Source organism: Nocardia jejuensis NBRC 103114 (genome assembly GCF_001613145.1).
Lineage (GTDB): Bacteria > Actinomycetota > Actinomycetes > Mycobacteriales > Mycobacteriaceae > Nocardia > Nocardia jejuensis.
Map to the genome: position 1 here is coordinate 190639 of NZ_BDBU01000002.1, position 21615 is coordinate 212253.

Annotated in this window: 24 protein-coding genes; 11 read left to right on the forward strand and 13 right to left on the reverse strand. The window is 68.8% G+C overall.

What is annotated here, in order from left to right; translation table 11 throughout:
• Window positions 1–386 precede the first annotated feature (386 nt).
• Complete coding sequence (locus tag NJ1_RS01320) at window positions 387–1094, forward strand: hypothetical protein (RefSeq protein ID WP_067686135.1); 708 nt, start codon at window positions 387–389, stop codon at window positions 1092–1094.
• Window positions 1095–1111: 17 nt separating this feature from the next.
• Here NJ1_RS01320 and NJ1_RS01325 read toward each other — a convergent pair whose 3' ends face one another.
• From NJ1_RS01325 to NJ1_RS01360, 7 genes are all read right to left on the reverse strand, one after another.
• The gene (locus NJ1_RS01325; RefSeq protein ID WP_339380935.1) at window positions 1112–1564 is read right to left on the reverse strand and encodes a hypothetical protein; all 453 of its coding nucleotides are present in this window, start codon (window positions 1562–1564) and stop codon (window positions 1112–1114) included.
• 94 nt (window positions 1565–1658) lie between these two features.
• Window positions 1659–2105, reverse strand: coding sequence for a MarR family winged helix-turn-helix transcriptional regulator (locus NJ1_RS01330; protein ID WP_067686137.1), 447 nt, complete (start codon window positions 2103–2105; stop codon window positions 1659–1661).
• Window positions 2106–2109: 4 nt separating this feature from the next.
• A complete protein-coding gene (locus NJ1_RS01335; RefSeq protein ID WP_157573680.1) occupies window positions 2110–2790 on the reverse strand; it encodes a DUF998 domain-containing protein in 681 nt (226 codons plus the stop codon).
• A 340-nt stretch (window positions 2791–3130) separates the two neighbouring features.
• Window positions 3131–4093, reverse strand: coding sequence for a hypothetical protein (locus NJ1_RS01340; RefSeq protein ID WP_067686144.1), 963 nt, complete (start codon window positions 4091–4093; stop codon window positions 3131–3133).
• Window positions 4094–4584: 491 nt separating this feature from the next.
• The gene (locus NJ1_RS01350) at window positions 4585–5523 is read right to left on the reverse strand and encodes a fatty acid desaturase (protein ID WP_067686149.1); all 939 of its coding nucleotides are present in this window, start codon (window positions 5521–5523) and stop codon (window positions 4585–4587) included.
• A gap of 140 nt (window positions 5524–5663) precedes the next feature.
• Complete coding sequence (locus NJ1_RS01355) at window positions 5664–5951, reverse strand: hypothetical protein (RefSeq protein WP_067686152.1); 288 nt, start codon at window positions 5949–5951, stop codon at window positions 5664–5666.
• Between the two features lie 219 nt (window positions 5952–6170).
• Window positions 6171–7694, reverse strand: a complete 1524-nt coding sequence (locus NJ1_RS01360) for an MFS transporter (RefSeq protein ID WP_067686155.1) — start codon at window positions 7692–7694, stop codon at window positions 6171–6173.
• A 69-nt stretch (window positions 7695–7763) separates the two neighbouring features.
• Here NJ1_RS01360 and NJ1_RS01365 point away from each other — a divergent pair, with 69 nt between their 5' ends.
• The 3 genes from NJ1_RS01365 to NJ1_RS01375 all read left to right on the forward strand — a co-directional run bounded on the left by NJ1_RS01365 (window position 7764) and on the right by NJ1_RS01375 (window position 10372).
• Window positions 7764–8729 carry a LysR family transcriptional regulator gene (locus tag NJ1_RS01365; RefSeq protein ID WP_084477619.1) on the forward strand — a complete coding sequence of 322 codons (966 nt, stop codon included), beginning with the start codon at window positions 7764–7766 and terminating at the stop codon, window positions 8727–8729.
• Between the two features lie 61 nt (window positions 8730–8790).
• Entirely contained in the window at window positions 8791–10116 is a 1326-nt protein-coding gene (locus NJ1_RS01370; RefSeq protein ID WP_067686835.1) for a S8 family serine peptidase, read from the forward strand.
• A gap of 10 nt (window positions 10117–10126) precedes the next feature.
• Complete coding sequence (locus NJ1_RS01375; RefSeq protein ID WP_067686157.1) at window positions 10127–10372, forward strand: hypothetical protein; 246 nt, start codon at window positions 10127–10129, stop codon at window positions 10370–10372.
• Window positions 10373–10424: 52 nt separating this feature from the next.
• On the opposite strand, the gene NJ1_RS01380 is transcribed toward NJ1_RS01375, so the two are convergent.
• The gene (locus tag NJ1_RS01380) at window positions 10425–11420 is read right to left on the reverse strand and encodes an LLM class flavin-dependent oxidoreductase (protein ID WP_067686160.1); all 996 of its coding nucleotides are present in this window, start codon (window positions 11418–11420) and stop codon (window positions 10425–10427) included.
• 188 nt (window positions 11421–11608) lie between these two features.
• On the opposite strand from NJ1_RS01380, the gene NJ1_RS01385 reads away from it, so the two are divergent.
• Complete coding sequence (locus NJ1_RS01385) at window positions 11609–12559, forward strand: LysR family transcriptional regulator (protein ID WP_067686839.1); 951 nt, start codon at window positions 11609–11611, stop codon at window positions 12557–12559.
• On the opposite strand, the gene NJ1_RS40095 is transcribed toward NJ1_RS01385, so the two are convergent.
• The gene (locus NJ1_RS40095; protein ID WP_067686163.1) at window positions 12511–13413 is read right to left on the reverse strand and encodes a serine hydrolase; all 903 of its coding nucleotides are present in this window, start codon (window positions 13411–13413) and stop codon (window positions 12511–12513) included. The genes NJ1_RS01385 and NJ1_RS40095 overlap by 49 nt on opposite strands.
• Window positions 13414–13800: 387 nt before the next feature.
• On the opposite strand from NJ1_RS40095, the gene NJ1_RS40100 reads away from it, so the two are divergent.
• The 4 genes from NJ1_RS40100 to NJ1_RS01410 all read left to right on the forward strand — a co-directional run bounded on the left by NJ1_RS40100 (window position 13801) and on the right by NJ1_RS01410 (window position 16050).
• Window positions 13801–14037, forward strand: a complete 237-nt coding sequence (locus NJ1_RS40100; protein ID WP_067686166.1) for a DUF6374 family protein — start codon at window positions 13801–13803, stop codon at window positions 14035–14037.
• A gap of 88 nt (window positions 14038–14125) precedes the next feature.
• Window positions 14126–14959 carry a SigB/SigF/SigG family RNA polymerase sigma factor gene (locus tag NJ1_RS01400; RefSeq protein WP_067686169.1) on the forward strand — a complete coding sequence of 278 codons (834 nt, stop codon included), beginning with the start codon at window positions 14126–14128 and terminating at the stop codon, window positions 14957–14959.
• A gap of 123 nt (window positions 14960–15082) precedes the next feature.
• Window positions 15083–15571, forward strand: coding sequence for an anti-sigma factor (locus tag NJ1_RS01405; protein WP_245717167.1), 489 nt, complete (start codon window positions 15083–15085; stop codon window positions 15569–15571).
• Window positions 15572–15702: 131 nt separating this feature from the next.
• Window positions 15703–16050 (forward strand): STAS domain-containing protein, encoded by a 348-nt coding sequence (locus NJ1_RS01410; RefSeq protein ID WP_067686172.1) that lies wholly within the window; start codon window positions 15703–15705, stop codon window positions 16048–16050.
• Between the two features lie 10 nt (window positions 16051–16060).
• On the opposite strand, the gene NJ1_RS01415 is transcribed toward NJ1_RS01410, so the two are convergent.
• Genes NJ1_RS01415 through NJ1_RS01425 form a run of 3 tightly spaced genes read right to left on the reverse strand, consistent with a single transcriptional unit; the run spans window position 16061 to window position 19334 of the window.
• A complete protein-coding gene (locus NJ1_RS01415) occupies window positions 16061–16495 on the reverse strand; it encodes a response regulator (RefSeq protein ID WP_067686175.1) in 435 nt (144 codons plus the stop codon).
• Window positions 16492–18105 carry a sensor histidine kinase gene (locus NJ1_RS01420; RefSeq protein ID WP_067686178.1) on the reverse strand — a complete coding sequence of 538 codons (1614 nt, stop codon included), beginning with the start codon at window positions 18103–18105 and terminating at the stop codon, window positions 16492–16494. The genes NJ1_RS01415 and NJ1_RS01420 overlap by 4 nt, the downstream gene beginning before the upstream one ends.
• The gene (locus NJ1_RS01425) at window positions 18102–19334 is read right to left on the reverse strand and encodes a PP2C family protein-serine/threonine phosphatase (RefSeq protein WP_067686850.1); all 1233 of its coding nucleotides are present in this window, start codon (window positions 19332–19334) and stop codon (window positions 18102–18104) included. The genes NJ1_RS01420 and NJ1_RS01425 overlap by 4 nt, the downstream gene beginning before the upstream one ends.
• A 323-nt stretch (window positions 19335–19657) precedes the next feature.
• Here NJ1_RS01425 and NJ1_RS01430 point away from each other — a divergent pair, with 323 nt between their 5' ends.
• Together NJ1_RS01430 and NJ1_RS01435 are read left to right on the forward strand one after the other, a co-directional pair.
• Window positions 19658–20020, forward strand: coding sequence for an STAS domain-containing protein (locus NJ1_RS01430; RefSeq protein WP_067686181.1), 363 nt, complete (start codon window positions 19658–19660; stop codon window positions 20018–20020).
• Window positions 20021–20052: 32 nt separating this feature from the next.
• On the forward strand, window positions 20053–21003 hold the full coding sequence (locus NJ1_RS01435; RefSeq protein ID WP_067686184.1) for an anti-sigma factor RsbA family regulatory protein: 951 nt from the start codon (window positions 20053–20055) through the stop codon (window positions 21001–21003).
• Here the strand turns inward: NJ1_RS01435 and NJ1_RS01440 are convergent.
• Window positions 21000–21410, reverse strand: coding sequence for an ATP-binding protein (locus NJ1_RS01440; RefSeq protein WP_067686853.1), 411 nt, complete (start codon window positions 21408–21410; stop codon window positions 21000–21002). The two genes, NJ1_RS01435 and NJ1_RS01440, sit on opposite strands and share 4 nt — an antisense overlap.
• Window positions 21411–21615 lie beyond the last annotated feature (205 nt).

Consider the following 21615-nt stretch of genomic DNA (forward strand, 5'->3'; position numbering starts at 1 on the left):
CTCACCCGCTGTGGAACTCACTTCACCCCTCGGTCATTCGATCTGCCAAGACTAGGGTGTGGCCCTTTCCGGTCCGGACGGGCGGTACCGAAACCTCCGGTCCGGAAAACTTGGAAAGGGCCTCCGAACTGCTGTTTCGATGAGATTCCCGGCGTTGGGCTCGCGGTGGCCCGAGGCCGCTCACTACCTTTTGGAGTGCGTCCGAGTCACTCGGAGCGGGGTTCGGTGCCCGGGCGTCGGAGGGGAGTGCCCGGGCATCACGCCACGTGTTCGACAGTGAGATGTCCGGGCGCCACATCTGTCGCAGACGCTCTCATCGGAACCGGGAGGGGGTGCGAGAAATCCGATGAACGATGCGACACGAACAGGAGGGCTGATCCGACACCATGGCCGTGGATCGGGGCGAAATCGAGTCGATTCTGGGGCGTGAGCGATCGCTCGGCTCCGTCGTGTTCGCGTTGGGGGCGGACACGCCGGAGCTGCCGCCACGATGGGGCGATGTGCTCATGTTGCCGGAGGCGCGGGAACGAGCGGCGGCCGCGCTACGGCTGTGGAATCCGGACTTCCTGGACCTGATCCCGAACTTCGCGCGGATGCTGCGGACCGAGCTCGCCGACGCGCGGGTCGTTCGGCTGCACGGTGAATTGGCCATGGTCTACGCACTCGAACATCACGAGCCCGGCCGTCGGGTGATCTGCTGGATCGGCTGGGATCCGGCGAGTTTCGGAGCGGGGGAGCCCGAGCACTGGACGTGTGTTCCGCGACCGATGCGGACGTTTCTGTCCCAGGTGCACGCCGGGTTCACCGCGCCGGACCGATTGTCCTTCGGTCCCCGCAGGCCGCGCAGCATGCGCACGCTCGCGGAGCTGGCCCGACATCCCGACGGCATTCCGGGATGGGACCAGGATCCCGATTCCACGCGGTTGCTGGCGGTGGCCTCCACCTACGCCGGGCTCTACGGATGCGTCTCGTGTGACCTCAGCGCCGGGGCCGGGGTGCTCGCCGACGGAGCGAATCTGGAGTCGCCCAGGGCTTTCGGCGCGCTGCTGGACGACATCCTGATGTCGCGGCTCACCGAGGCGGGTGAGGATTGACCGCTGAGGGCGGGTGTTCAGTGCGCGCCGGGGCGCACGATCATCAGCACCACGACGACCGCCCACAGCAGGTTGTAGATCCCGGTCAGCATCGACAACTGGCGTAGTCGCGGCCCCTCGTCCGGCTGATCGAGGGCCTGGCGCTGGATCGGATGAATGAAGGCGGCCAACAGGATTCCCGCGCTGAAGGTGAGCGCCATGGCGAGGGTGATCCAGATTTCGCCCATTCGGCCCTGCATGCTCGCGAGCAGAATGCCGATCACGGGCACGATCAGCGCCAGGACCGCATAACTGCCGGTGATGCGATGAAAGGCCTTCGCCACGGCGATGTTCCGCTCCGGAGCGGGTGTTCCCTCGGCGACCACGACCGGCGCGTAGCGCGGGAACAGGCTCGCGGCGACGGCTGATCCGCCCACGAAGATGATCCCGGCCAGCACGTGTATCGAGAGCAGTGCGTTCTGCATCGACATCCTTCCAACCTTCAGTGTGGCTGAAGCTTAGCGCTCGAGCTTCAGTCTGGCTGAAGGTTGTGGGGATGGTCACCGCCGGGACGAAAACCGGGGATCAGGAAGCGTTTCGGGCCGCGAACGCATCGAGTACGGCAGCGCCGACCTGGCGCTGGAACGGGTCGGCATCGGCGCCGAAGAGTCGCTGGTCCACGTCGGCGACCACCTGCTGCGCGGAGTGCAGCAGCCGCGTGCCCGCCGCGGTGAGTTCGATGGTCGAGGCCGAGCCGGCGCGCGCGGTCCGATCCCGCACCAGGCCGTCGGCCGCCATGGACTTCACCGCCGTGTGCACGCTCTGCACGCTGATCGCGCCCATCCGGGCCAGATCGCTGAACGATGCTCCCGGCACGCTGGCGATATGACCGAGCAGCGCGAGCCGGGCGACGGTGAGATTCAGCGACGACAGTGCCGCGCCGAGTTCCGCTTCGACGCGATGGGCCAGCGTCAGCACGATGATCGACGCGCTGACGGGCGGCGGGGCGGGACGGTCGCTGTCGGTGGTCACCGCCTCATTCTCCCGTCGACGACTCGTGCTCGCCGCGCGGCCGGGCGGACACGTCGATGAGGATGCGCACGCCCAGGACGATCAGGAAGATCAGGCCGGGAAACGCCGCGATCCGCTCCCAGAGCCCGAACCGCGCCGGGCCGCCGACCTCCGCCAGCATGAGCACGAGACCGATCATCGCGCCCGCGCCGACAGCGATGCCGAGGGGGCCGAGCGGTCCCCACCGCCGGGCTTTCAGCAGCGTCGCGCCGAGCACCACGGTGGCGATTTCCAGGCCGAGGATGGCGATCGAGGCGCCCAGGACGTGCAGGGTCGCGGAGGTGTCCTCGGGGTTGATCGCGACCAGGACCAGCCCGATGCCCGCCGCGACCACCAGACCCGATCCGATCCGCGCGCCACGGGTGGAGGGCAGGGTCGGCGTCACCGCTATCGCTCCCGCGCACATGCATACGCCGGCGAGGGCCCACGACACGTTGGTCGCGACGTGCCAGGGCGAGCACACCCAGGTCTCGAGGTGCTCGGACCTGCGACAGGTTGCCGCACCCAGATCGCTGATCGCATTGCGCGACCAGCTGTACGGCGTGCTCCACCGGTTCTGCGAGACGACCAGCATGACGAAGTACTGCACCAGCGACACCCATGCCGCCGCACCGAGCACGACCGCACGGCGATTTCCGGTCCTCAACGAATCTGCTCCTGCCGACGAGGGACACCGCACTACAGTCTGGATGCTCACGGTCGGGTCGGATCGGCGACGCTCCGGGATCTGCGTCGGCGCCGAGGTTCACCAGTCGTCGGGTGGACTTCGAAGATCGAGCGTGGAAGGCATGTCGCGATGCTCGACGACGTGGCCGTGCCGCACCTGGATCGCTCGTCCGTGTCCGATCTCCGGGCAGCATCGGTCATGGATCCGGCGGGTCGACGGTGTCCCTCGGCAGAGTTCGCCCCCGCACCGACGGTGCGGGGGCGAACTCCGAAAACCCTCGGCGCCAGTGCTTTTGCTGCGCCGAAGGACCGGGCCTACGTCAGTTGCGGCCCGTGACGTCCTGGGCGATGGCCGAGAGGCGTGCCTGGGCGGCCGAGACGACGCCGGCGCGGTTCTTGTTGGTCTCCTCGTAGGCGACTATCGCGCGGATGTCGCTCGGTTCGGTGAGGGTCTTGATCGCCGAAATGGCTTGGGAGACATTCCGTTCGTCGTAGTCCTCGATGGGCAGTTCGCGCGCCTCCAGGATTCCGGTGGCGGTGCGGAGCGAGTGCAGCGTGTTCGCGGCACTGTGCTCGCCCTCGCGGCGGGTGACCTGCTCGGCGGTCTCGAGTGCGGCGTCGCGGGAGGCGGTGAGGGTCTTCACCGCGACATCGCCGACGTGCACGCCGCGCGCGAGCAGTTCACTGAGCGCGGGCGGGGCGGAGCGGAAGGTGTCCAGCGCACGGTCCAGACCGCGCGCGGACCAGGTGACCGGGATGACGGCCAGTTTGACGATCGTTCCGGTGGCCGCCTGCAACGGGGTGCGGCGCAACGCGGCCGGTCCGCCGAGGGCGTCCTCGCTCAGCACGGTGCCGAGCCAGTCCACGGTCGAGGAATGCGCGGTGATCAGGCGATCGGCCAGCGCCACGATCTGCGGTTCGTGCGCGGCGGTGGCCAGGGCCTTGATATAGCGGGCGCGCTCGAGCAGCTGATGTTCGAGGGCGAGATCGCCGAGCAGCGCCTCGTCGAACGGCTGGGCCTGCTCGCCCATCGCCTTGACCACGCCGGCGGCGCGTCCGATGAAAGGTCCGATCAGATGCGGGACTCCGCCGAGTTCGCGCAGTGCGGACTCGATCGCTGCCGCTCGGGCGCGGGCGTTGTCGGCATTCTCGGCAAGTTCCCGCTCCACAGCCTCGGTGCGTGCCTGCGCACGCCGGGTCTCGGCGATCTGGATCTCGGTGTCGGTCAGCTCACGCACGGCCCGCAGCTGTGCCAGCAAAGTGGTTGTTTCGCGTGTGGTCATGTGGATCTGGTCCTTCGATGTTGACATCGGTTGGATGCAATTCCTGCATCGACGGAGGTACTACCCGACTCAGACGGTCCAAACATCGCCGAGTTCCACGAATCGAACTGTGAAGGTATTGCCCGTGATTCGCGGCGTCGGCGGGATTTCACCGCGCGGCGGGGAATCGGCGTGCGGTGTCGCCAGGGCGTGCGGAACCGCGATGGCGGCGCTGGGATCGATCGCGGGGCTGGTCGTCGCGGGAAACGCCGCGGCGATGGAACGGGTGGGAAGATCGATCTGCGGGCACGCCGGCGGGAAGGCTCCGACGGCGGAGAATGCGTTGCCCGCCTTCGCTACAGCGTTCGAAACGAGATCATCGCCCCCGAATTGATGTGCAGCTCACAGCGAATGGGGGCGCGATCCTCGCTCGTGACCGCGGGCGCTGTGGATCCTGCTGTCCGAGTTCGGGTTCCGCCCGCGGTGGCCGTATCGCACCGAGTTTGGTGCGATCAGGGCAGTTCGATCGGGCCGCGGAGCTGGCGGACGGCGGCGGTCGTCCAGTTCAGGGAGTAGGCGCCGCCCTCGGCGAGGAATTTCTCGCGAAGTTCGTACCAGCGCAGGCCGGGGTGCCGGTGGTGCACGCCGTGCAGGGTGAAGTTGAGGGCGAAGCGCTCGAGCGGGCGGGGCAGGCGCAGGTTCATCGCGTCGAGCGGCGCGTCGAGTTCGGTGCCGTAGTGGTAGGCGTTGTCGGAGATCGAAATGATCAGGGCGCGTGCGCCTATCGCGGCGGCGAGCATCCAGGCGTGGTGGCCGTAGGCGAGGAACGCGGCGGCATACAGGGCGACGATGGCGGCCGCGTCGGTGCGGAACCGCCCCAGCGAGCGAGGGTCCGCGAGCCGGTCGAAGAGCGGTCCGGCAACCGATTCCGGTGTGTCGAGCCGTCGTCCCGCCCGGCGCAGGGCCGCGGCCGGCAGCAGCGCCAGCAGCACCGCGGCGACCTCGAGCAGGTAGAGCCCGCCGAGCAGGCGCAGGTAGTAGCCCGGCGCGGTCCGCATCCAGGTCGAGGTGGCCGGATCGTAGATCTCGGTGCGCTCGCGGGTTCGGCTGTACCGATGATGCAGCAGGTGACCGGCTTTGAGCATGGTGAACGGTGCGCCGTACAGCACCGCGAGGGCACGGCCGCAGCGGTCGTTGAGTTCGCGGTCGGTCAGCAGCGAGCCGTGGATGGCCTCATGGATGAGTGACCAGAACGGGGTGGTCAGCAGTGCCAGCGGCACCAGCGTCCATCCCCACGCCCGGCTGTGCGTGTGCACCAGGATCGGCAGCGCGAGCAACTGGAACATTCCGAACGCGAAGGCCGCCACGACCAACCATGTGTCGGCGTTCCGGACCGGTCGCCGCTGCTCCCGGGATCGAGGACTCTTCTCGCGGGTGCGCGAATCGGTCATGCTGCTGCCTCGTTCACATTCGAGCCTGTTCGAGTTCCGCGACTGATGCTGCCATCATCGGGAGATATCGGCCCAGGTCGGAGGCCCTGCCGCGCAAGAACACCCGAGCTTTCATCGACTGTCCGAGCGCTGTTCACCCGTCAGTCGGCGGCGCGGAACTGTTCGGCTCGGTGCGAGAGGCGTTCGGCGAAGGTCTCGGTCCAGGCGGCGGATTCGGCGTCGTCGGCGGCTTTACCGCGACGGCGTGCGACTCGCGGCCGGATGGGGCCGCCGCGCCGGGTTCCGCCGCCGGGCTGCGACTGTATCGCGAGTACGCGGACCGCCCAGCTGACGTAGTCCTGCACGCTCATTCCGGCGCAGTCGGCGGCGACGCGGAGCGGGACCCACGTGTCCTCGTCCACCGTGACAGCGATTTCCCTGATCGTCATACCTCAACACCGTAGCCGCATACCGCCGGTACTCCGCCGAATCGACCAGGCATTTCGGGATATTTCCGGTTGACCGACCACAAATGCCACATTCGAGACCTACTGTGCCACTTCGTAGATCGGGCCGGGCGCACGGCCCGAATCGGCGGGTCCGCCGTGGGGCCGTGCGGCTCCACAGCGGTGCGGTGCGCTCCTACCGGCCCGGGAACCGCCGAGTCGTCACGATCCGGGCCGGCGCGCGCGAGCACGTCGGGAGAGCAGCGATTGCGCGATGACCAGCGCGCCCAGCACCAGCACCGTCACGCCGACGGATCGCAGGCCCGCCTCGGTGGCCGAGACGAACGCGTCGATGACCTCGTGGGTGCGTGCGGGTGCGGTCGCGAGAGCCTGTGCCACGGTGTGCGGATCGTGCTCGGCGCGGATATCGGCGGGCAGGGCGTCCACGAACCGCGCGGTGAGGATCGTGCCGATGACCGCCACCCCGAGCGCGCTGCCGAATTCGCGAGTCGTGGCCTGCAGGCCCGCACCCACACCGGCCTGATTCGCCGGGAGTGATCCGGAGATGGCTCCGGACAGCGTCGGAAGTGCCAGCGCCACACCGACTCCGGTGACCAGCAGCCAGGCCGCGTAGGCGAGATACGGGGTTGCCGCATCACTGGTGGAGAGCCCGATCAGGCCGCCGCCGACGAAGCCGAAGGCGAGCGCGAGGGTGAGGTCCATGCCGATGCGCCGGGCCACTCGCCCGACGTGGCGGGCGAGCAGGATGATCGGGACGGTCAGCGGAATGATGCCGAGCCCGGTGCGCAGAACGCCGAATCCCTTGCCGTACTGCAGGAACGACGCGTTCACATAGAACAGCGCGAACATGCCGAAGAAGACGGCGGTCATGCCGAGGCACGCGCTGCGCAGGCCCGGCAGCCGGAACAGGCGCGGATCCAGCAGCGGGTGTTCGACTTTCAGTTCCACGAACGTCCACGCCGCGAAAAGCACGGCGGCGCAGCCGAATCCGGAGATCACCAGCGCGCTGTCCCATCCGGCCTCGGGACCCTGCACGATACCGACCAGCAGGGCGACCGAGGCGCCCACCAGCAGGAGCGCGCCGAGGGGATCGATGCGCCGGTCGTGGCGCGGTGAGATCGGCGCGATCCGGCCCACCAGTGCGGCCAGCAGCACCGCGATCGGGACGGCGGCGGCGAAAAGCCACCGCCACGAGCCGCCGGACAGCACCGCACCGCCACCGACATTGCCTGCCACGCCGCCGATTCCGGTCATCGAGGCCCAGGTCGCGATGGTCGCGCCTCGTCGCTCGACCGGCACGGCGTGCAGCAGCACCGCGAGCGTATTGGGCAGGACGGCCGCCGCGCCCACCCCGGTGATCGCGCGGCCCGCGAGCAGCAGCGCCACGTTCGGCGCCAGTGCCGAGAGCAGCGCGCCGAGCGCGAAAAGCGCCAGGCCGGTGAGTAGAACGCCCTTGCGGCCGAAGCGATCACCCGCGGCCCCGCCCGGGATCACCAGGCAGGCGAACACGATGACATAGGTGTCCACGATCCAGACCAGCGTCGACGCGGACGGATGCAGGGCGCTCGAGGCGAGGATCGGGACGGCGAGATTGATCGCGGCGACCATCCCCACGACGAGCACCACGCAGGCGCACATCGTCGCGAGCAGGCCGCGCTGCGAGACCGGACGGTCGGCCTCGGTTGGGGTGCGTTCACGGTTCATGACATCGAATTGCATGGTCATGACGGTAGGAAAAGTGTGAGCATGCGCGCGACGCAACATTTGCAATGAGTCATTGCATAGGATGCAACTATGTCCGAGCAACTCGACCTGAACCTGCTGCGCGTGTTCGACGCGCTGCTGCAGGATTCCAGCGTCACGGCCGCCTCCGAACGCCTGCACCTGTCCATCCCGGCCACCAGCCGAGCGCTGGCGCGACTGCGGCGCGCGATGAACGATCCGATCCTGGTGCGGGCCGGGCGGGGGATGGCTCCGACCCCGTTCGCGCTGCGCACCGCGCCCCGGGTGCGCTCGCTGCTGGACGAGGCGTCGGCGCTGATCAGCGCCGATCGGGAGATCACCCTCGCGGATCTCAAGCGCACCTTCACCATTCGCATCAACGACGGCGTCGCCGCCACCCTGGTACCGGCGGCGGTCGCCGCCACGGCCGCGGTCGCACCCGGTGTGATCCTGCGATTCGTCACCGAGGGCAACGAGAGTGCCGAGGCGCTGCGCGACGGGTCGGTCGATCTGGACATCGGGGTCGGTGACGTCGCGGCCGCGGATCTGCGGGCGGGGGTGCTGTATCCCGAGCGGATGGTCGGCATCGTCAGCACGGCCAGTTCGCTGGCCCGGCATCCCCGCCCGACCCTGGCGCAGCTCTGCGAGCATCCGCACGTGTCGGCCTCGCGCCGGGGCCGCGCACGCGGACCGTTCGACGAGGTGCTGGACGCACAGGGACTGCAACGTCATATCGCCGCCGTGGTCCAGACTTTCGCGGTGGCCGCCCTGCTGGTCTCCTCGAGCGGATACGTGGGACTGGTCCCGCAGCGGCTGGCCGAACAGTACGCCGGGCCGCTGGGCCTGCACTGGTTCCCGATTCCGGCCACGTTGCCGCAGATCGAGATTCGACTGCTCTGGCATGCGCGCCTCGACGCCGACCCGGCGCAGTGCTGGCTCCGCGACACGATTCGGAACGCGGTCGATCGGAGCGTCGCGACCCGTCGGGGTGATCGTCGCGACTCCGTCGATTTGATCGTCGCGACTCCGCTGGTGTGATCGTCGCCGCTCACCCGGATTGCCGCGCGCGAACGGACCCGCACACGGCAGTATGGCGAGCATGCGCCTACTGATTCAGCTTCGACCCACTGCCGAACTGGTTGCGGCAGTAGCAGATCCCGGAGTCACGGTTCGATCCTCCGATATCATCGACGCGCCGGGCGGATTCGCCCTGGACGATTCGTACGCGCCCGTGGTGGTGCCGGGCGTGTCCGGCACCGCGCGACCGGAGTATTCGATGGCGGCGCGGGACGCCACGGTGCTGGTGCGCGGTGAGATCGCCGACGAGGAGGTCACCGCGGGCGTCGCGCGGCTGAACCGATCCGGCACGGTCACCGCGGTGTTCGCGGATCCGGTCATCGAAACCTGCCTGACCTGCGGCGGCGATCCGGCGGTCGGCACCTGGCACGATATCGAATCCCGTTTGCGCGTGGGCGAACTCGCCGCGGCGGGGCTGGACGGCTCGGCCGTCGCGCTCGCCATTCTGGACACCGGCATCAATGCGGCGCTGGTCGGGAAGGTGCGCGGGACGCCCGTCACCATCGACGCGGCGCGCAGCTGGAATCCCGCCGGGGTCACCGGGACCGCGGGGGAGTTCCCCGTCGCGCACGGGTCGATGTGCGCGTTCGACGCGCTGATCGCCGCACCGAAGGCGGCACTGCTGGATGTTCCGGTGTTGCAGAGCACCCGGCACGGCAGCACGGTGATGGACGGGCTGCTGTCGGACGCGGTCGCGGCCTTCGCGTATCTGCGGACCGTGCTGAACGATCAGCCCGCGGCCTCGCGGGCGCTGGTGATCAGCAACAGCTGGGGATCGTTCTCGCCGAAATGGGACTTCCCGGTGGGGAATCCCGGGAACTACTCGGACAATCCGTCGCATCCGTTCAACATCATCGTCGGATCGCTGGAGGCCGCGGGCGCGGATATCGTGTTCGCCGCCGGGAACTGCGGGCGCGACTGCCCGGACGGGCGCTGCGAGTACCAGGCGCAGCCGATCGGCGGGGCCAACTCCCATCCCGGCGTGCTGTCCGTCGCCGGCGTCGACAGCGGCGGCGTGCGGGTCGGGTACAGCTCGCAGGGGCCGGGCCGGCTCAGTGCGCGTAAACCCGATATCTGCTCGTACACACACTTTCTCGGGTCCACGGCCTTCGGCGCGAGCGAACCCGATACCGGGACGTCCGCGGCGTGCCCGGTGGCGGCCGGAGTGGTCGCCGCGATCCGGACCGAGTGGTCGGCGACCGCGCTGCCACCGGCTCAGCTGCGGGCGCTGTTGCAGCGCACCGCGACCGACGGCGGGAGTCCCGGATTCGACAACGACTACGGATACGGCGTGGTGGACACCGGCGCGATTCTCGAGGAGCTGCAGCGCACCGCCGGTCGGGCGTAGCGTTACGGCCATGCCGCTGCTCACCATTCGGCTTCCCGACGGCGCGACCCTGACCGCCGCACTGCGCCGCCTCGGCCTGGTCCTGGGCGATGTCGACGCCGAATACGGTCTGGTCCAACTCGATCCGGCGCAGGGGCTGTACGCGCTGCGCGTGAGCGAGGCCGCCGCGGCCCGCCTGGCCGTGGAGGACGGGCCGGGGGTCGGTGTTTTCGCCGACCCCCGGATCGAACCCGCCGAGCCCGATCAGCCGGGGTGAGAACGGCGGTGGCAGAACCGCCCGAGATCAGGCAGTGCCGAACCGCCCGAGATCAGGCGGCGGCCGCGACCGCCGTGCCGGTGAGTTCGACCGAGCGGACGCGGTCCTCGATCCGGTGGGCGTGATGGGCCAGGATCAGTTCGTCGGCGTGGATGGACTCGGCGAAGTCGGCGAGGTAGGCGTGTACTTCCTCGGGGGTGCCGACCGCGGTGTACCGGGTCATCGAGGCGAGCTGGGCGCCGTTCGGGGAGGCCAGGAAGGCGTCGATCTCGTCGTCGGTGTAGTCGACGTCCGCCGCGCCCCGCTTGATGAACGCGCGGGTGCGGGCCCGGTAGGCGATCGTCTTCTGCTCCCGGGCCGCGTCGTGGGTGTCGGCGGCGAACACGTTCGCGGCGGCCATCACATACGGTTCGGCCAGCTGTTCGGACGGCCGGAACGTATCGCGGTACACCCTGATCGCCTGGTGCAGGGCATCGGGCGCGAAGTGCGAGGCGAAGGCATAGGGCAGACCGAGCTGGGCGGCGAGCTGAGCGCCGAACAGTGACGAGCCCAGAATGTACAGCGGCACAACGCCTTCCGCGCGCGGCACCGCCTGCACGCCCGGAATCCGGGAGTTCCCCGACAGGTAGCCCTGCAACTCCAGCACGTCCTGGGGGAAGGTATCGGAGGACTCGGGGGAGCGGCGCATCGCGCGCATGGTCTTCTGATCGCTGCCGGGCGCACGGCCCAGGCCCAGATCGATGCGGCCGGGGAACAGGGTCTCGAGCGTGCCGAACTGCTCGGCGATCACCAGCGGCGAATGGTTGGGCAGCATGATGCCGCCCGCGCCGAGCCGGATGGTCTCGGTGTGCTCGGCGATATGGCCGATCAGCACGCTGGTGGCGCTGGACGCGATGGAGGCCATGTTGTGGTGCTCGGCGTACCAGACGCGGCGATAACCGCTGCGTTCCGCGGCCCGGGCGATCTCGACGCTGTTGGCGAAACTGTCGCGCGCGGTCTGGCCGGGAGCGATCGACGCGAGATCGAGGATGGAGAGAGCCGGGGGCATGCGGGCTGCCTTTCGTCTGTCGGGACGCGGTGCGAGTGGTTGGGCGACCGCCGGTGGAGTCGTCTCGTCACCGTCGGGCCTCGTGAACTGGAACTCGCACACCACCTCCGTCATTCCCGCGACCTCCTCGTACCGGCCCGGACCTGGTCAGATGATCAGTGATAGCGGAAACCGATATCGTCGCCGGGGTGGATCCCCTGCGTCAGCTGCGCTACTTCATCGCCGTCGCCGAAGAATTGCACTTCGGCCGCGCGGCCGAGCGGCTGCGGATCGCGCAACCGGCGCTGAGTCAGCGGATCCGCAAACTCGAAGCCGAGCTGGGCGCTCGCCTGCTGGATCGCGACAGTCGGCGCGTCGAGCTCACCGAGGCGGGGCAGATTCTGCTGGCGGAATCGCGCGATCTGCTCGCGCGCTGGGATCGCACGACTTCCCTTGTCGGCAAGGCACATCGGGGCGAGATCGACGCGCTGCGGGTCGGGGTGCCGCCGGAGCTGGCCGGGCGGGTGCTCGCCGCGATCCTCACCGCGTTCGAGAGCCGGGAGGTGCGGGTGGATCTGCAGGAGCTCACCACCGCCGAGCAGGTGCGGCTGCTGGCGGACCGGCAACTCGACGCCGGACTGCTGCAGCATCCGGTCGATGTGGTCGGCCTCGAAGCCGGTCCCGCGGTGGACACTCCGCTGGGCGTCATGCTGCCGCGCGATTCGCCGCTGGCCGCGCGCGCCTCGCTGACGCTGGCCGATCTGGCCGGGCACGGTCTGGTGATCTTTCCGCGCGCCGGTGCGCCCGGACTCTACGACGCCACCCTGCGGACCTGCTGGGAGCACGGATTCCGGCCCACGTCGGTCCATCACGCCCGCAATCCCGAGTTCGTGCTGGGGATGGTGCTGTCCGGGCGCGGGGTCGCCTTCGATCAGGGGATGGTGGCACAGAAGGAACCGCGCGTGGTCTGGCGGCCGCTGCCGCAGGGCGAGCTGAGCTGGCGGTTCGGGCTAGCCTGGCCCGCCGCGGCACCGCATCCGCTGGTGCGCGATCTCGCCGAATTGATCGTGAACGTCATCCAGGGCGACGGGTCCTCGCGCTCGGCGCCGGTTCAGGACATGCCGCAGCGACCCTGGAACGTGGTGTACGGCAAACCGTGAACGATGCGCTCGACGGACTGCCGGGCGACCACGCCGATCACGTGATCCACCTCCGGCTGTCGCTGCGCGAGATTGTCGCAGGCGGTGAAAACCGCTATGGCGTAACGACTTCCGTCCGGATACTCGACCACGCCGATCTCGTTGCGGACGCCCGGCAGGGTTCCGGTCTTGGACCAGGTCCGCACGTCCGCCGCGAATCCCGAGGGCAGCCGATGCCCGCTGAACTGCTCGCGCATGAGATCGCGCACCCAGCGGCACGCCTGCTCCGGGGCGGCGCGATCGCGGCCGATCAGGCTCAGCAGCAGGGTCATATCGCGCGGTGTGCTCGCGGTGGTGCGCAGCGGATCCAGGGCCCGGGTGGCGAGCACCTCGGCCGGACTCAGGGCGGGGAAGCGCTGCACGAAGTCCAGGGCGTCGCGGGCCCCGATGTCATCGGCCATGGACTCCAGGATGTCGCGCTGTGAACCGGCGATCCGGGTGTGCGTGAGCCCGAGTTCGCGCACCAGCGAGCGCACATTGTCGACTCCGACGCGATCGAACAGCAGGTCCGCGGCGGTATTGTCGCTCACCGTCAGTGCCAGCAACGCCGCGTCCCGCAGGCTGAACTCCACATCGTCCGCACAGCCGGCCGTGGCCACCCCGCCGAGCCGATCCGCCGCCGTGGCCCGCACCCGATCCGTCGGATCGAGCTGCCCCGCCGCCACCTGACGCGCGAACTCCAGCACCAGCGGCACCTTCACCACCGAGGACAACACCACCGGTTCATCGGCCCCCGAGCCGAACTCCGCGTCGCAGTCCAGACATCGCGCGTGCACCCAGCCCCGCGTACCGGCCTTCCGGAAGATCTCGTCCACCCCGCCAGCATTCCCGCTCCCCGGGGTGCGACGCCAACTGCGCGGACCGGGCGTGCGGTCCGGCTGCCGGGCGCCGGACGATCGGCCGGGAGTGTCGCCGCGACGATGCGGAGGGCGGGCCCGACCCGGGTGTCGAGAAAGCTGGCGAAGAGCGCTGGTGACGAGCAAGGGGTCGTCCGCGAACCGGTCCGGATCGACTCCGGGACAGGATCGGCGCTCGGACCCGGCGGTTTCACCGCGGCCACCCCGCGGAATCTGGTCGCGGGACCGATCGAGGAGACCCGCGGTACCCGGCCGTCGCGGTGAGGCGAATCCGCGTCCGCACAATCTGTCGGACCCTCCGTCTATTATCGAAAGTTTGTTCGACTCGAGGTAATCTCCCGTCCCATGCCGGAACTGTCTCGCCTCGAATGGGCACGTATGAACCTCGATCAGGTGCGCCGGCACCTGCTCGATGCCGCGGCGTGGGGGAAGTCTCTGACGCCCGATCAGCTGGAGAACGCGGCGGGCAAGATCGCGGAGGGAATGCGGATCTATCTGGAGGAGACCTCGGGGTCCGGCGCGGATTCCGGTCCGGCGCCCCGCTCGCCGCATTGTGGCAGGCCGAGCCGTCGTGATCGGTGAGAAATGAGATTTTTCGGGCGTTACTGTTTCGAGATCTCGATCCTGGGTACAGGTTCGATATCGACTTCAGTGGAAAGAGGAACTCCCCATGACACCAGAGTCCGGTACCGGCACCGATGCGCAGAACACCCGAGGAGCACGCGACAGCTACGAGAACATCGAACCGTGGTTCGAGCAGCTGGCCGCTCTGGAGGCAGATGACCCGCAACGAATCGTCCTGCGCGAGGACGTGATCCGCCGCTGCATGCCGCTGGCGTCGAACATCGCCCGCAAGTTCGCCGGACGCGGGGAGTCGGCCGAGGATCTCGAGCAGATCGCCCGGGTCGGACTGGTATTGGCGGTCGATCGGTTCGACGTCAGCCGGGGCAGCACGTTCCTCGGCTTCGCGGTGCCCACGATCATGGGCGAGGTGCGCCGCTACTTCCGCGATTCCGCCTGGTCGGTGCGGGTGCCGCGGCGAACCAAGGAAACCCGGCTGCGCATCGGCCCGGCGACCGAACGACTGAGCCACACCCTGGGCCGCATGCCCACCGCGCGGGAGATCGCCGCCGAGCTCGAGGTGGAGGTCGAGGAGGTCACCCAGGCGCTGATCGCCAGCAACGCGTACCAGACCCAGTCGATCGACGCGGTGCTGCCCAGTGACGGGGAGTCCGAATCGGTGCTGCTGGCGAACACGCTGGGGCGTGAAGAGGTCTGCTACGAACTGCTCGAGGACGCGATGTCCGTGCGGCCGCTGATCGACGCGCTGCCCGAGCGTGAGCGGCAGGTGCTGATCATGCGCTATTTCGACGGCAAGACGCAGGCGGAGATCGCCGCCTGCATCGGAGTCTCTCAGATGCAGGTATCGCGGTTGCTCTCACGCACGCTGGCGGACCTGCGCCGGCAGGCGCTCGCGGAGCCGGCTGCCGTTCCCGCGGCGTGAATGGTCGGTTCTCGTGGGCCGAATCCGTGTGATCCGAACCTGGTGGTACCTGCCCGCAGGCAGGGCTGTGCGAGGGTGGTGAACGATGTCGGATGCATTGGCGAGGGAATCAACGGTGACAGAATGGTCCAGGTGATGGCGGGCGGGGAGGGCCGGGAACCGGTCGAGAAGGCGGACGATGGATCATCCTCCGCCCGAAGAGACACGGAACCGGGTGTGGCGGTGGGCATTCGCGTGCCCGCCGAGCTCGATCAGCTGCTCATGTTGCGCTCGCTCGCCGAGACGGTCGCGCTCATCGCGGATTTCACGCTCGACGCGGTCACCGACATCCGGGTGGTGCTCGACGAGGTGGCCACCGCGTTGATGCTGGCGGTCGCGCCGGACGCGGTGATCGATTGCGATTTCCGCTACGACGACGAGGCGATGACGGTGACGGTGCGCTCGGTGTCGCGCACCGAGGATGCCTTCCGCGGAAACGATTTCGGCTGGCAGTTGGCCTTGACGCTGGCCGATTTCCTGGAGGCGTCCACCGCGCCGTTCGACTCGGCGCTGGGCGGATACCCGGTTCTGGTCAGTTTCCGGCGAGTGCGCAGTCACGTCGACGGCAGCTGAGCTCGCATCGGCCGAGCCGTGGTGGGCCGGTGCGGTACGTTGATCCTGACAGAGCACGCTCGGCGAATGTCGGAGCGCTCTGAAAACGTGTCGGAGGAAAGTGCGGTAATGATTCCCAGTGTGAGCGCCCGATGATCGCGGATGGTCATGCGGCGGACTTGAACCTGCGGCTGGATTCGGTCGGAGGCGCGGCGGTGCTGACGGTCGCGGGCGAGATCGACATGGTGTCGGCCCCCAGACTGCGTGATGCCGTGGACGGCGCGCTGCTCGGCGCGCCGACCCGGCTGGTGATGGACCTGACCGAGGTCGGATTCCTGGGCTCGGCGGGCCTGAGCGTCCTGCTGACGGCCTCCGAGGCCGCGCCGGGAGGGTTGCGAGTGGTGTTGTCCCGTCAGGCCTTCCGGCCGATCGAGGTGACCGGGCTGGATCAGGTTCTCGCCATCTTCGAGAGTGTGGACGCCGCGCTGAGCGCCGCCTGATCCGAGCTGGTCAGGACAGGCGCGGCAGCCGTACCACCTGGACGAAGAAGTCGTCGATCTGCTTGATCGCGGCGATGAACTGGTCCAGATCGACGGGCTTGGTGACGTAGGCGTTCGCATGCAGCCGGTAGCTGCGCACGATGTCCTCCTCGGCCGCGGAGGTGGTGAGTACCACGACCGGGATGGGCGAGAGGTTCGGATCGGACTTGATCCGCTCGAGCACCTGGCGGCCGTCGTACTTGGGCAGGTTCAGGTCCAGCAGGATGAGATCGGGGCGCGGCGCGTCGCGGAACTCGTCGACCTGGTACAGGAAGTCCAGCGCCTCTTGCCCATCGCGAACCACGTGCAGCGTGTTGCCGATCTTGTTGTCCTCGAACGCCTCACGAGTCATCAGTTCGTCGCCGGGATCGTCTTCCACGAGCAGGATGTCGATGGGGTAGGTCACGCGGTGAGCTCCTTGTCGGGCAGTTCGAGCGGCCGGGCCGCTGCGTCGAAGAGGGTGAAGCTGATCCGAGTGCCGTCGTGGTACTCGGGGTCTATCCAGATCTTGCCACCGTGGTACTCCACGATCTTCTTACAGAGTGCCAGGCCGATCCCGGTTCCCGAGTATTCCTCGCGCCCGTGCAGGCGCTGGAAGATGACGAACACCTTCTCCGAGAATTCCGGCGCGATGCCGATCCCGTTGTCGGACACCGAGATCTGCCACCCCGGCAGGTCGCCGTCGGCCCGCTCACAGGTGATGACCACCACCGGCGCGAGGTCGGGCCTATGGAACTTGACGGCGTTGCCCAGCAGGTTCTGCCACAGCATGGCCAGCAGGGTCGGATCGCCGATCACCTCGGGCAGCGGATCCGGTCGCACGATCTGCAGCCCGGATTCCTCGGCGGCCGCGGCGATATTGTCCATCGCCTTGTCCAGGGCGTCGCCCAGGCCGGTCGGGGTGATGGAGTCGTTCACCCGGCCCACCCGCGAGAAGGTGAGCAGATCGTTGATCAGCACCTGCATGCGCTTGGCACCGTCGACCGCGTAGCCGATGTACTGCGTGGCGCGGTCGTCGAGTTGATCGCCGTAGCGCTTCTCGAGCAGCTGACAGAACGAGGCGACTTTTCGCAGCGGCTCCTGCAGATCGTGCGAGGCCACATAGGCGAACTGCTCCAATTCGGCATTGGATCGGCGCAATTCGATGGTCTGGGCGTCCAGATCCGCGGTCTGCCGGGCCAGCTGCTGCTCCTTGACCCGCGAGGAGTCCAGCTCGGCCACGATCTGCCTGCGCATGCGTTCGGTGGCCTCGGCCACGGCCGCCAGATCGGCGGGACCGCGCGGGCTGATGGGATGGCCGAAATCCCCGTCCGCGACCCGCAGCGACGCCGTCTCCAGTTCGCGCAGCGGGCGTGCCACGAGCCGCCTGACCAGCAGGGTCAGGGCGATCGCGGCCAGCAGAACCGCGACGACGGCGGTGATGAGCGCGATATTTCGAATCAGGCGCATCCGGTCCAGGTCCGCGCGTTCGTGCTCGAGCGTGGAGATCAGGCCGGTGTTCTGCTCGGTGAAACGCGCTCGCACCGTGTCGAATCGGGTCTTGCCCAGGGCGGCGGTGGCATCGTCGATCGGGCGCGGTGCGCCGGGGGTGATCGTGCCGATCAGCGGTTCGGCGAATCCGGTGCGCCACTGGGCGGCCGCGCGTTCCACGTCGTCCAGATCGTCGAGCAGTTGCGGGCGGTCCGAGAGCAGCTCGCGCAGCCGTTCCGCGGATCGGGCCTCGTCCTGCTGTCCTTCGGCGTACGGGGTCAGGAACTGGCGATCGGCCGCGATGGCGTAGCCGCGAATGCCGGTCTCCTGGTTGATCAGTGCGCTCTGCAGCCGGTACGACTCCGAGATCGCCGGTTGCAGCTGATCGAGCAGCCGGTCGTTGACCGTGGTGGTCCTGCCGATGACATCGGCCCCGACGAAGGCGCCGATGATCACCATCATCGCCATCACGCCCAGCACGATCTGGAACCAGGATTGCACGGAGAAGCGGCCCGCGAAGCTCTGCGCGGGGGTGTCGGGCGTCATCGATCGTCCTGGGGAAGTGGGGGAGTCCATTGCAGATGCAGCACGGCGATGTCGTCGGCGAGGCCGCCGCGCTCGGCGGCCATCGCCTCGGCGGATTCGATCAGTTCGTCCACGAACGCGTCCGGGTCGGTGGCGGTGGCTCGGCGGGCCAGTTCCAGCAGGCCCTCCTCGCCCAGGCGCTCGACGCCGGGCCCGGTGTGGCCCTCGAACAGGCCGTCGGTGAACAGCATCAGGCCGGTGCCCTCGGGCATGGGCACGTCGTGCTCGGGCCAGGTGGCGCGGCCCGGAACGAATCCGAGGGCGGGTCCGCCCGGCACCTCGACCCAGTCCACGCCGGTGGCCGAGCGCATCAGCATGCCCGGATGCCCGGCCCTGATCACCCGCACCGAACGCCGGTCCGGGCTCAGCACCAGGCTGGTCACGGTGGCGAAGGTGCGCTGTCCGGTGCGCTCGGCGATCAGGACCTCTTCGAGCAGTCGTAGTTGTCGGGTCCCGGTGATCTCGCTCAGCACCAGCGTGCGCCAGGCCAGTCGCAGTGCCACCCCGGTCGCGGCCTCGTCCGGGCCGTGGCCCGAGACGTCGCCGATGATCACGTGCACGGTGCCGTCGGCCTGCTGCACCACATCGTAGAAATCACCGCCGAGCAGGGCTTGAGCCCGGCCGGGGCGATAGCGCGAGACGATGTCGACCACGCGCGCGCCGCGCAGCAGCGGCGTCGGCAGCAGGCCGCGTTCGAGCCGGGCGTTCTCCTGCGCGTGCATCTGACTCACGCGCAGGGCCGCGGCGGCGCGTTCGGCTTGCTTACGCTGAATCGCGTAACGCAGTGCGCGACCGAACAATTCGGGTTCGACCCGGCCCTTGACGAGGTAGTCCTGCGCTCCGGCCGCGACCGCGGCCAGGCCGGTCCGCTCCTGATCCAGGCCGGTCAGCACGACGACCGCGACCCGATCGGTGTATTCGCGCATGCCGTCCAGGGCCTCGAGCCCGTGCGCGTCGGGCAGGTTCAGATCCAGCAGCACACAGTCCGGTACGGACTCGGCCAGGCTCTCGCAGGCCTGGGCGATCGTCCGGACCCAGGTCATCCGCACCCCGGGCGCACCGTCGGCGACGAGTTCCTCGACCAGGACCGCGTCGCCCTCGTCGTCCTCGACCAGCAGCACCGTCGGCTGTTCGAGCTCCACCGCGCGAACGCTGGGACCGCCCGCCGCGTCTCGCGGATCCGCGCCCATCGCGCGGATCGTCACCGACCCATCGTGCCCGGAAAGCATCTAGCCTGGTCTCCTTTCGGTCTGCGACGCCGCCGTCGATCCGGTGCGTGTGCGGCACCGCGTGCACCAGTATTCAGGTATGGAACCCTGATAGTGCATTCCTGTCGAACCGAGTCCCCCATGTCGTGGTCGGGAGAGTGCGTAATCCGTTGAGGCACACATTTTTCCGATAGGTTTGACGGCATGCTGATGAAGTCCCACTGCCACCTTTGCGGAGCGTGTGCGCGCCGGTCGAGCGGAACGGGCGCGGATCTCGGCTGCCGGTACGGTCGGGCGGGTGCCCGATGACCGCAGACGGTACCGCGCGCGAACTCGAGGTCAGAGCGGACACGGTCGGTACCGTGCCGGTTCTCGCCGTGTCCGGCGAGGTGGACGTGGTTTCCGCGCCCCGATTGCGCGAGGCGGTGGACGAGGCGCTGCGGACCGCCCCGAAGTTGCTGGTGCTGGATCTGTCCGGGGTCGGGTTCCTGGGTTCGGCGGGGCTCAGCGTGTTGCTGGCGGTATCTCGGGCTGTGCCCGGCGGCCTTCGTCTCGTATTGTCGAGGCAGGCGCGCCGACCGATCGAGGTGACCGGCATGGACGAGGTGCTGGCCGTCTTCGACAGCGTCGCGGCAGCCGTGGGCGAGGATCCGGGGCTGAGCAGGTAGAACAACGATGGACCGAGCGTGGAGGAATTCCGATGACCGTCGCCGTTGCGGGGTCGACGGGACACTTCGCGCACCCGGCCCTGCTCTACCGGGACGAGAGCGAATATCTGGACGCGCTGGTGCCGTTCCTCGAGGACGGGCTGGCGACCGGTGAGCCGGTGGCCATGGCCGCGCCCGAGTCCCGGCTACGCGTGATCCGGTCCGCGCTCGGCTCCTCCGCCGATCGTGCGGTGCTGATCGACATGGAGCACGCGGGGCGCAACCCCGGGCGCATCATTCCCGCGGTGCTGCGCCGTTTCGCGGATGCCCATCCGGATTCCGCCGTGCGCATCGTCGGCGAGCCGATCTGGGCCGGTCGCAACGAGCTCGAATATCCCGCCTGTGTCCAGCACGAGGCGCTGATCAATGCGGCGTTCGACGGTCGCGACGTCACGATCGTGTGCCCCTACGACGTGTCCGGGCTCGGACAGCACATGATCGCCGACGCCCACCGGACCCACCCGGTCGTGTGGGACGGCCCGCGCCGCGGCCCGAGCGACCGCTACGACCCGGGCGCGGTGATCGCCCGCTACAACACGCCCCTGCCCGAGCCCGCACTCGCGATCGAGTCCGTCGTGACCGCGCCGGCCGAATTGATCCCGATCCGTCAATGGTCCGCCGCACACGGGGAGCGGCTGGGGTTGCAGCCCGCCCGACTGGGCGATCTGGAATTGATCGTCACCGAACTCGTGACGAACGGTCTCGTGCACGGCGCGGGACCGTGCCGGGTGCGACTGTGGGACGCCGGGGCATATCTGGTGTGCGAGGTCCGCGATCACGGGCGCTGGACCGATCCGCTGGCCGGTCGTCGCCCCGCGTCGCGCACCCGGCCCGGCGGCCGGGGCCTGCTGATGGTTCACCAGCTCGCCGAATTGGTCCGGACCTACGTCACATCGGACAGCACGACCCAGTACGCGCTGATGGCGTGGAACGCGGGCCGTTAGCCCAGTCGCCGGCGGCTGAACCGCACCGTGGCCGGGTATCCGCCGCGCGAATCGTCGAACGGATCCGTGCTCATCTGTGTGGAATCGGTGATCGCGGCCAGCAGATGCCGGCCGAAGGCGTGATCCTCCATCGCGTTTCGCGTCTCGGTCACCCCGGTGATCTGCACGACGATCTGCTCGGCGTCATAGTGGAACTCGCACTCGAGCGTCGTTCCCGGCGCCGCGGACATGGTCAAGGTCGTGGCCACCTCGTCGAGCGCGATCCGCACATCGGTCACCACGTCGCCGGTGAAACCGGCGGACATCATGATGCTCTCGGCGAGCGCCCGCAGCATCTGCAGTTGACCGGGGTCGGCCGGTACCCGCACTCCGCTCTCCCCGGAGCGGGTGATCCTCTCCCTTTCCATGACGTCGCCACCCCACACTTGTGCCGACCGGTCGTGCAACGTCGCTGACCTGTGTGCTGTCACCCGGCCGTCGGCCGATCCGCCGGACTGTCGGAATTTCGTCATCGTTCACCACCAATCGATGCTGTTCCGTTCCTTACGTACCTTTCATTCGATTGCCTACCCCGGGGGTCGGCGAGATAACCGATCCGAGTCCGGTCTCATC

Excerpts from the sequence above, each read along its gene's own strand:
- NJ1_RS01425 (WP_067686850.1), bottom strand. The coding sequence starts at position 19,334 with ATGGGCGCGGATCCGCGAGACGCGGCGGGCGGTCCCAGCGTTCGCGCG.
- NJ1_RS01420 (WP_067686178.1), bottom strand. The coding sequence starts at position 18,105 with ATGACGCCCGACACCCCCGCGCAGAGCTTCGCGGGCCGCTTCTCCGTG.
- NJ1_RS01340 (WP_067686144.1), bottom strand. The coding sequence starts at position 4,093 with ATGACCACACGCGAAACAACCACTTTGCTGGCACAGCTGCGGGCCGTG.
- NJ1_RS01360 (WP_067686155.1), bottom strand. The coding sequence starts at position 7,694 with ATGACCATGCAATTCGATGTCATGAACCGTGAACGCACCCCAACCGAG.
- NJ1_RS01325 (WP_339380935.1), bottom strand. The coding sequence starts at position 1,564 with ATGTCGATGCAGAACGCACTGCTCTCGATACACGTGCTGGCCGGGATC.
- NJ1_RS01440 (WP_067686853.1), bottom strand. The coding sequence starts at position 21,410 with ATGGAAAGGGAGAGGATCACCCGCTCCGGGGAGAGCGGAGTGCGGGTA.
- NJ1_RS01355 (WP_067686152.1), bottom strand. The coding sequence starts at position 5,951 with ATGACGATCAGGGAAATCGCTGTCACGGTGGACGAGGACACGTGGGTC.
- NJ1_RS01400 (WP_067686169.1), top strand. The coding sequence starts at position 14,126 with ATGACACCAGAGTCCGGTACCGGCACCGATGCGCAGAACACCCGAGGA.
- NJ1_RS01380 (WP_067686160.1), bottom strand. The coding sequence starts at position 11,420 with ATGCCCCCGGCTCTCTCCATCCTCGATCTCGCGTCGATCGCTCCCGGC.
- NJ1_RS01320 (WP_067686135.1), top strand. The coding sequence starts at position 387 with ATGGCCGTGGATCGGGGCGAAATCGAGTCGATTCTGGGGCGTGAGCGA.
- NJ1_RS01370 (WP_067686835.1), top strand. The coding sequence starts at position 8,791 with ATGCGCCTACTGATTCAGCTTCGACCCACTGCCGAACTGGTTGCGGCA.
- NJ1_RS01375 (WP_067686157.1), top strand. The coding sequence starts at position 10,127 with ATGCCGCTGCTCACCATTCGGCTTCCCGACGGCGCGACCCTGACCGCC.
- NJ1_RS01365 (WP_084477619.1), top strand. The coding sequence starts at position 7,764 with ATGTCCGAGCAACTCGACCTGAACCTGCTGCGCGTGTTCGACGCGCTG.
- NJ1_RS01410 (WP_067686172.1), top strand. The coding sequence starts at position 15,703 with ATGATCGCGGATGGTCATGCGGCGGACTTGAACCTGCGGCTGGATTCG.
- NJ1_RS01405 (WP_245717167.1), top strand. The coding sequence starts at position 15,083 with ATGGTCCAGGTGATGGCGGGCGGGGAGGGCCGGGAACCGGTCGAGAAG.
- NJ1_RS40100 (WP_067686166.1), top strand. The coding sequence starts at position 13,801 with ATGCCGGAACTGTCTCGCCTCGAATGGGCACGTATGAACCTCGATCAG.
- NJ1_RS01350 (WP_067686149.1), bottom strand. The coding sequence starts at position 5,523 with ATGACCGATTCGCGCACCCGCGAGAAGAGTCCTCGATCCCGGGAGCAG.
- NJ1_RS01430 (WP_067686181.1), top strand. The coding sequence starts at position 19,658 with ATGACCGCAGACGGTACCGCGCGCGAACTCGAGGTCAGAGCGGACACG.
- NJ1_RS01435 (WP_067686184.1), top strand. The coding sequence starts at position 20,053 with ATGACCGTCGCCGTTGCGGGGTCGACGGGACACTTCGCGCACCCGGCC.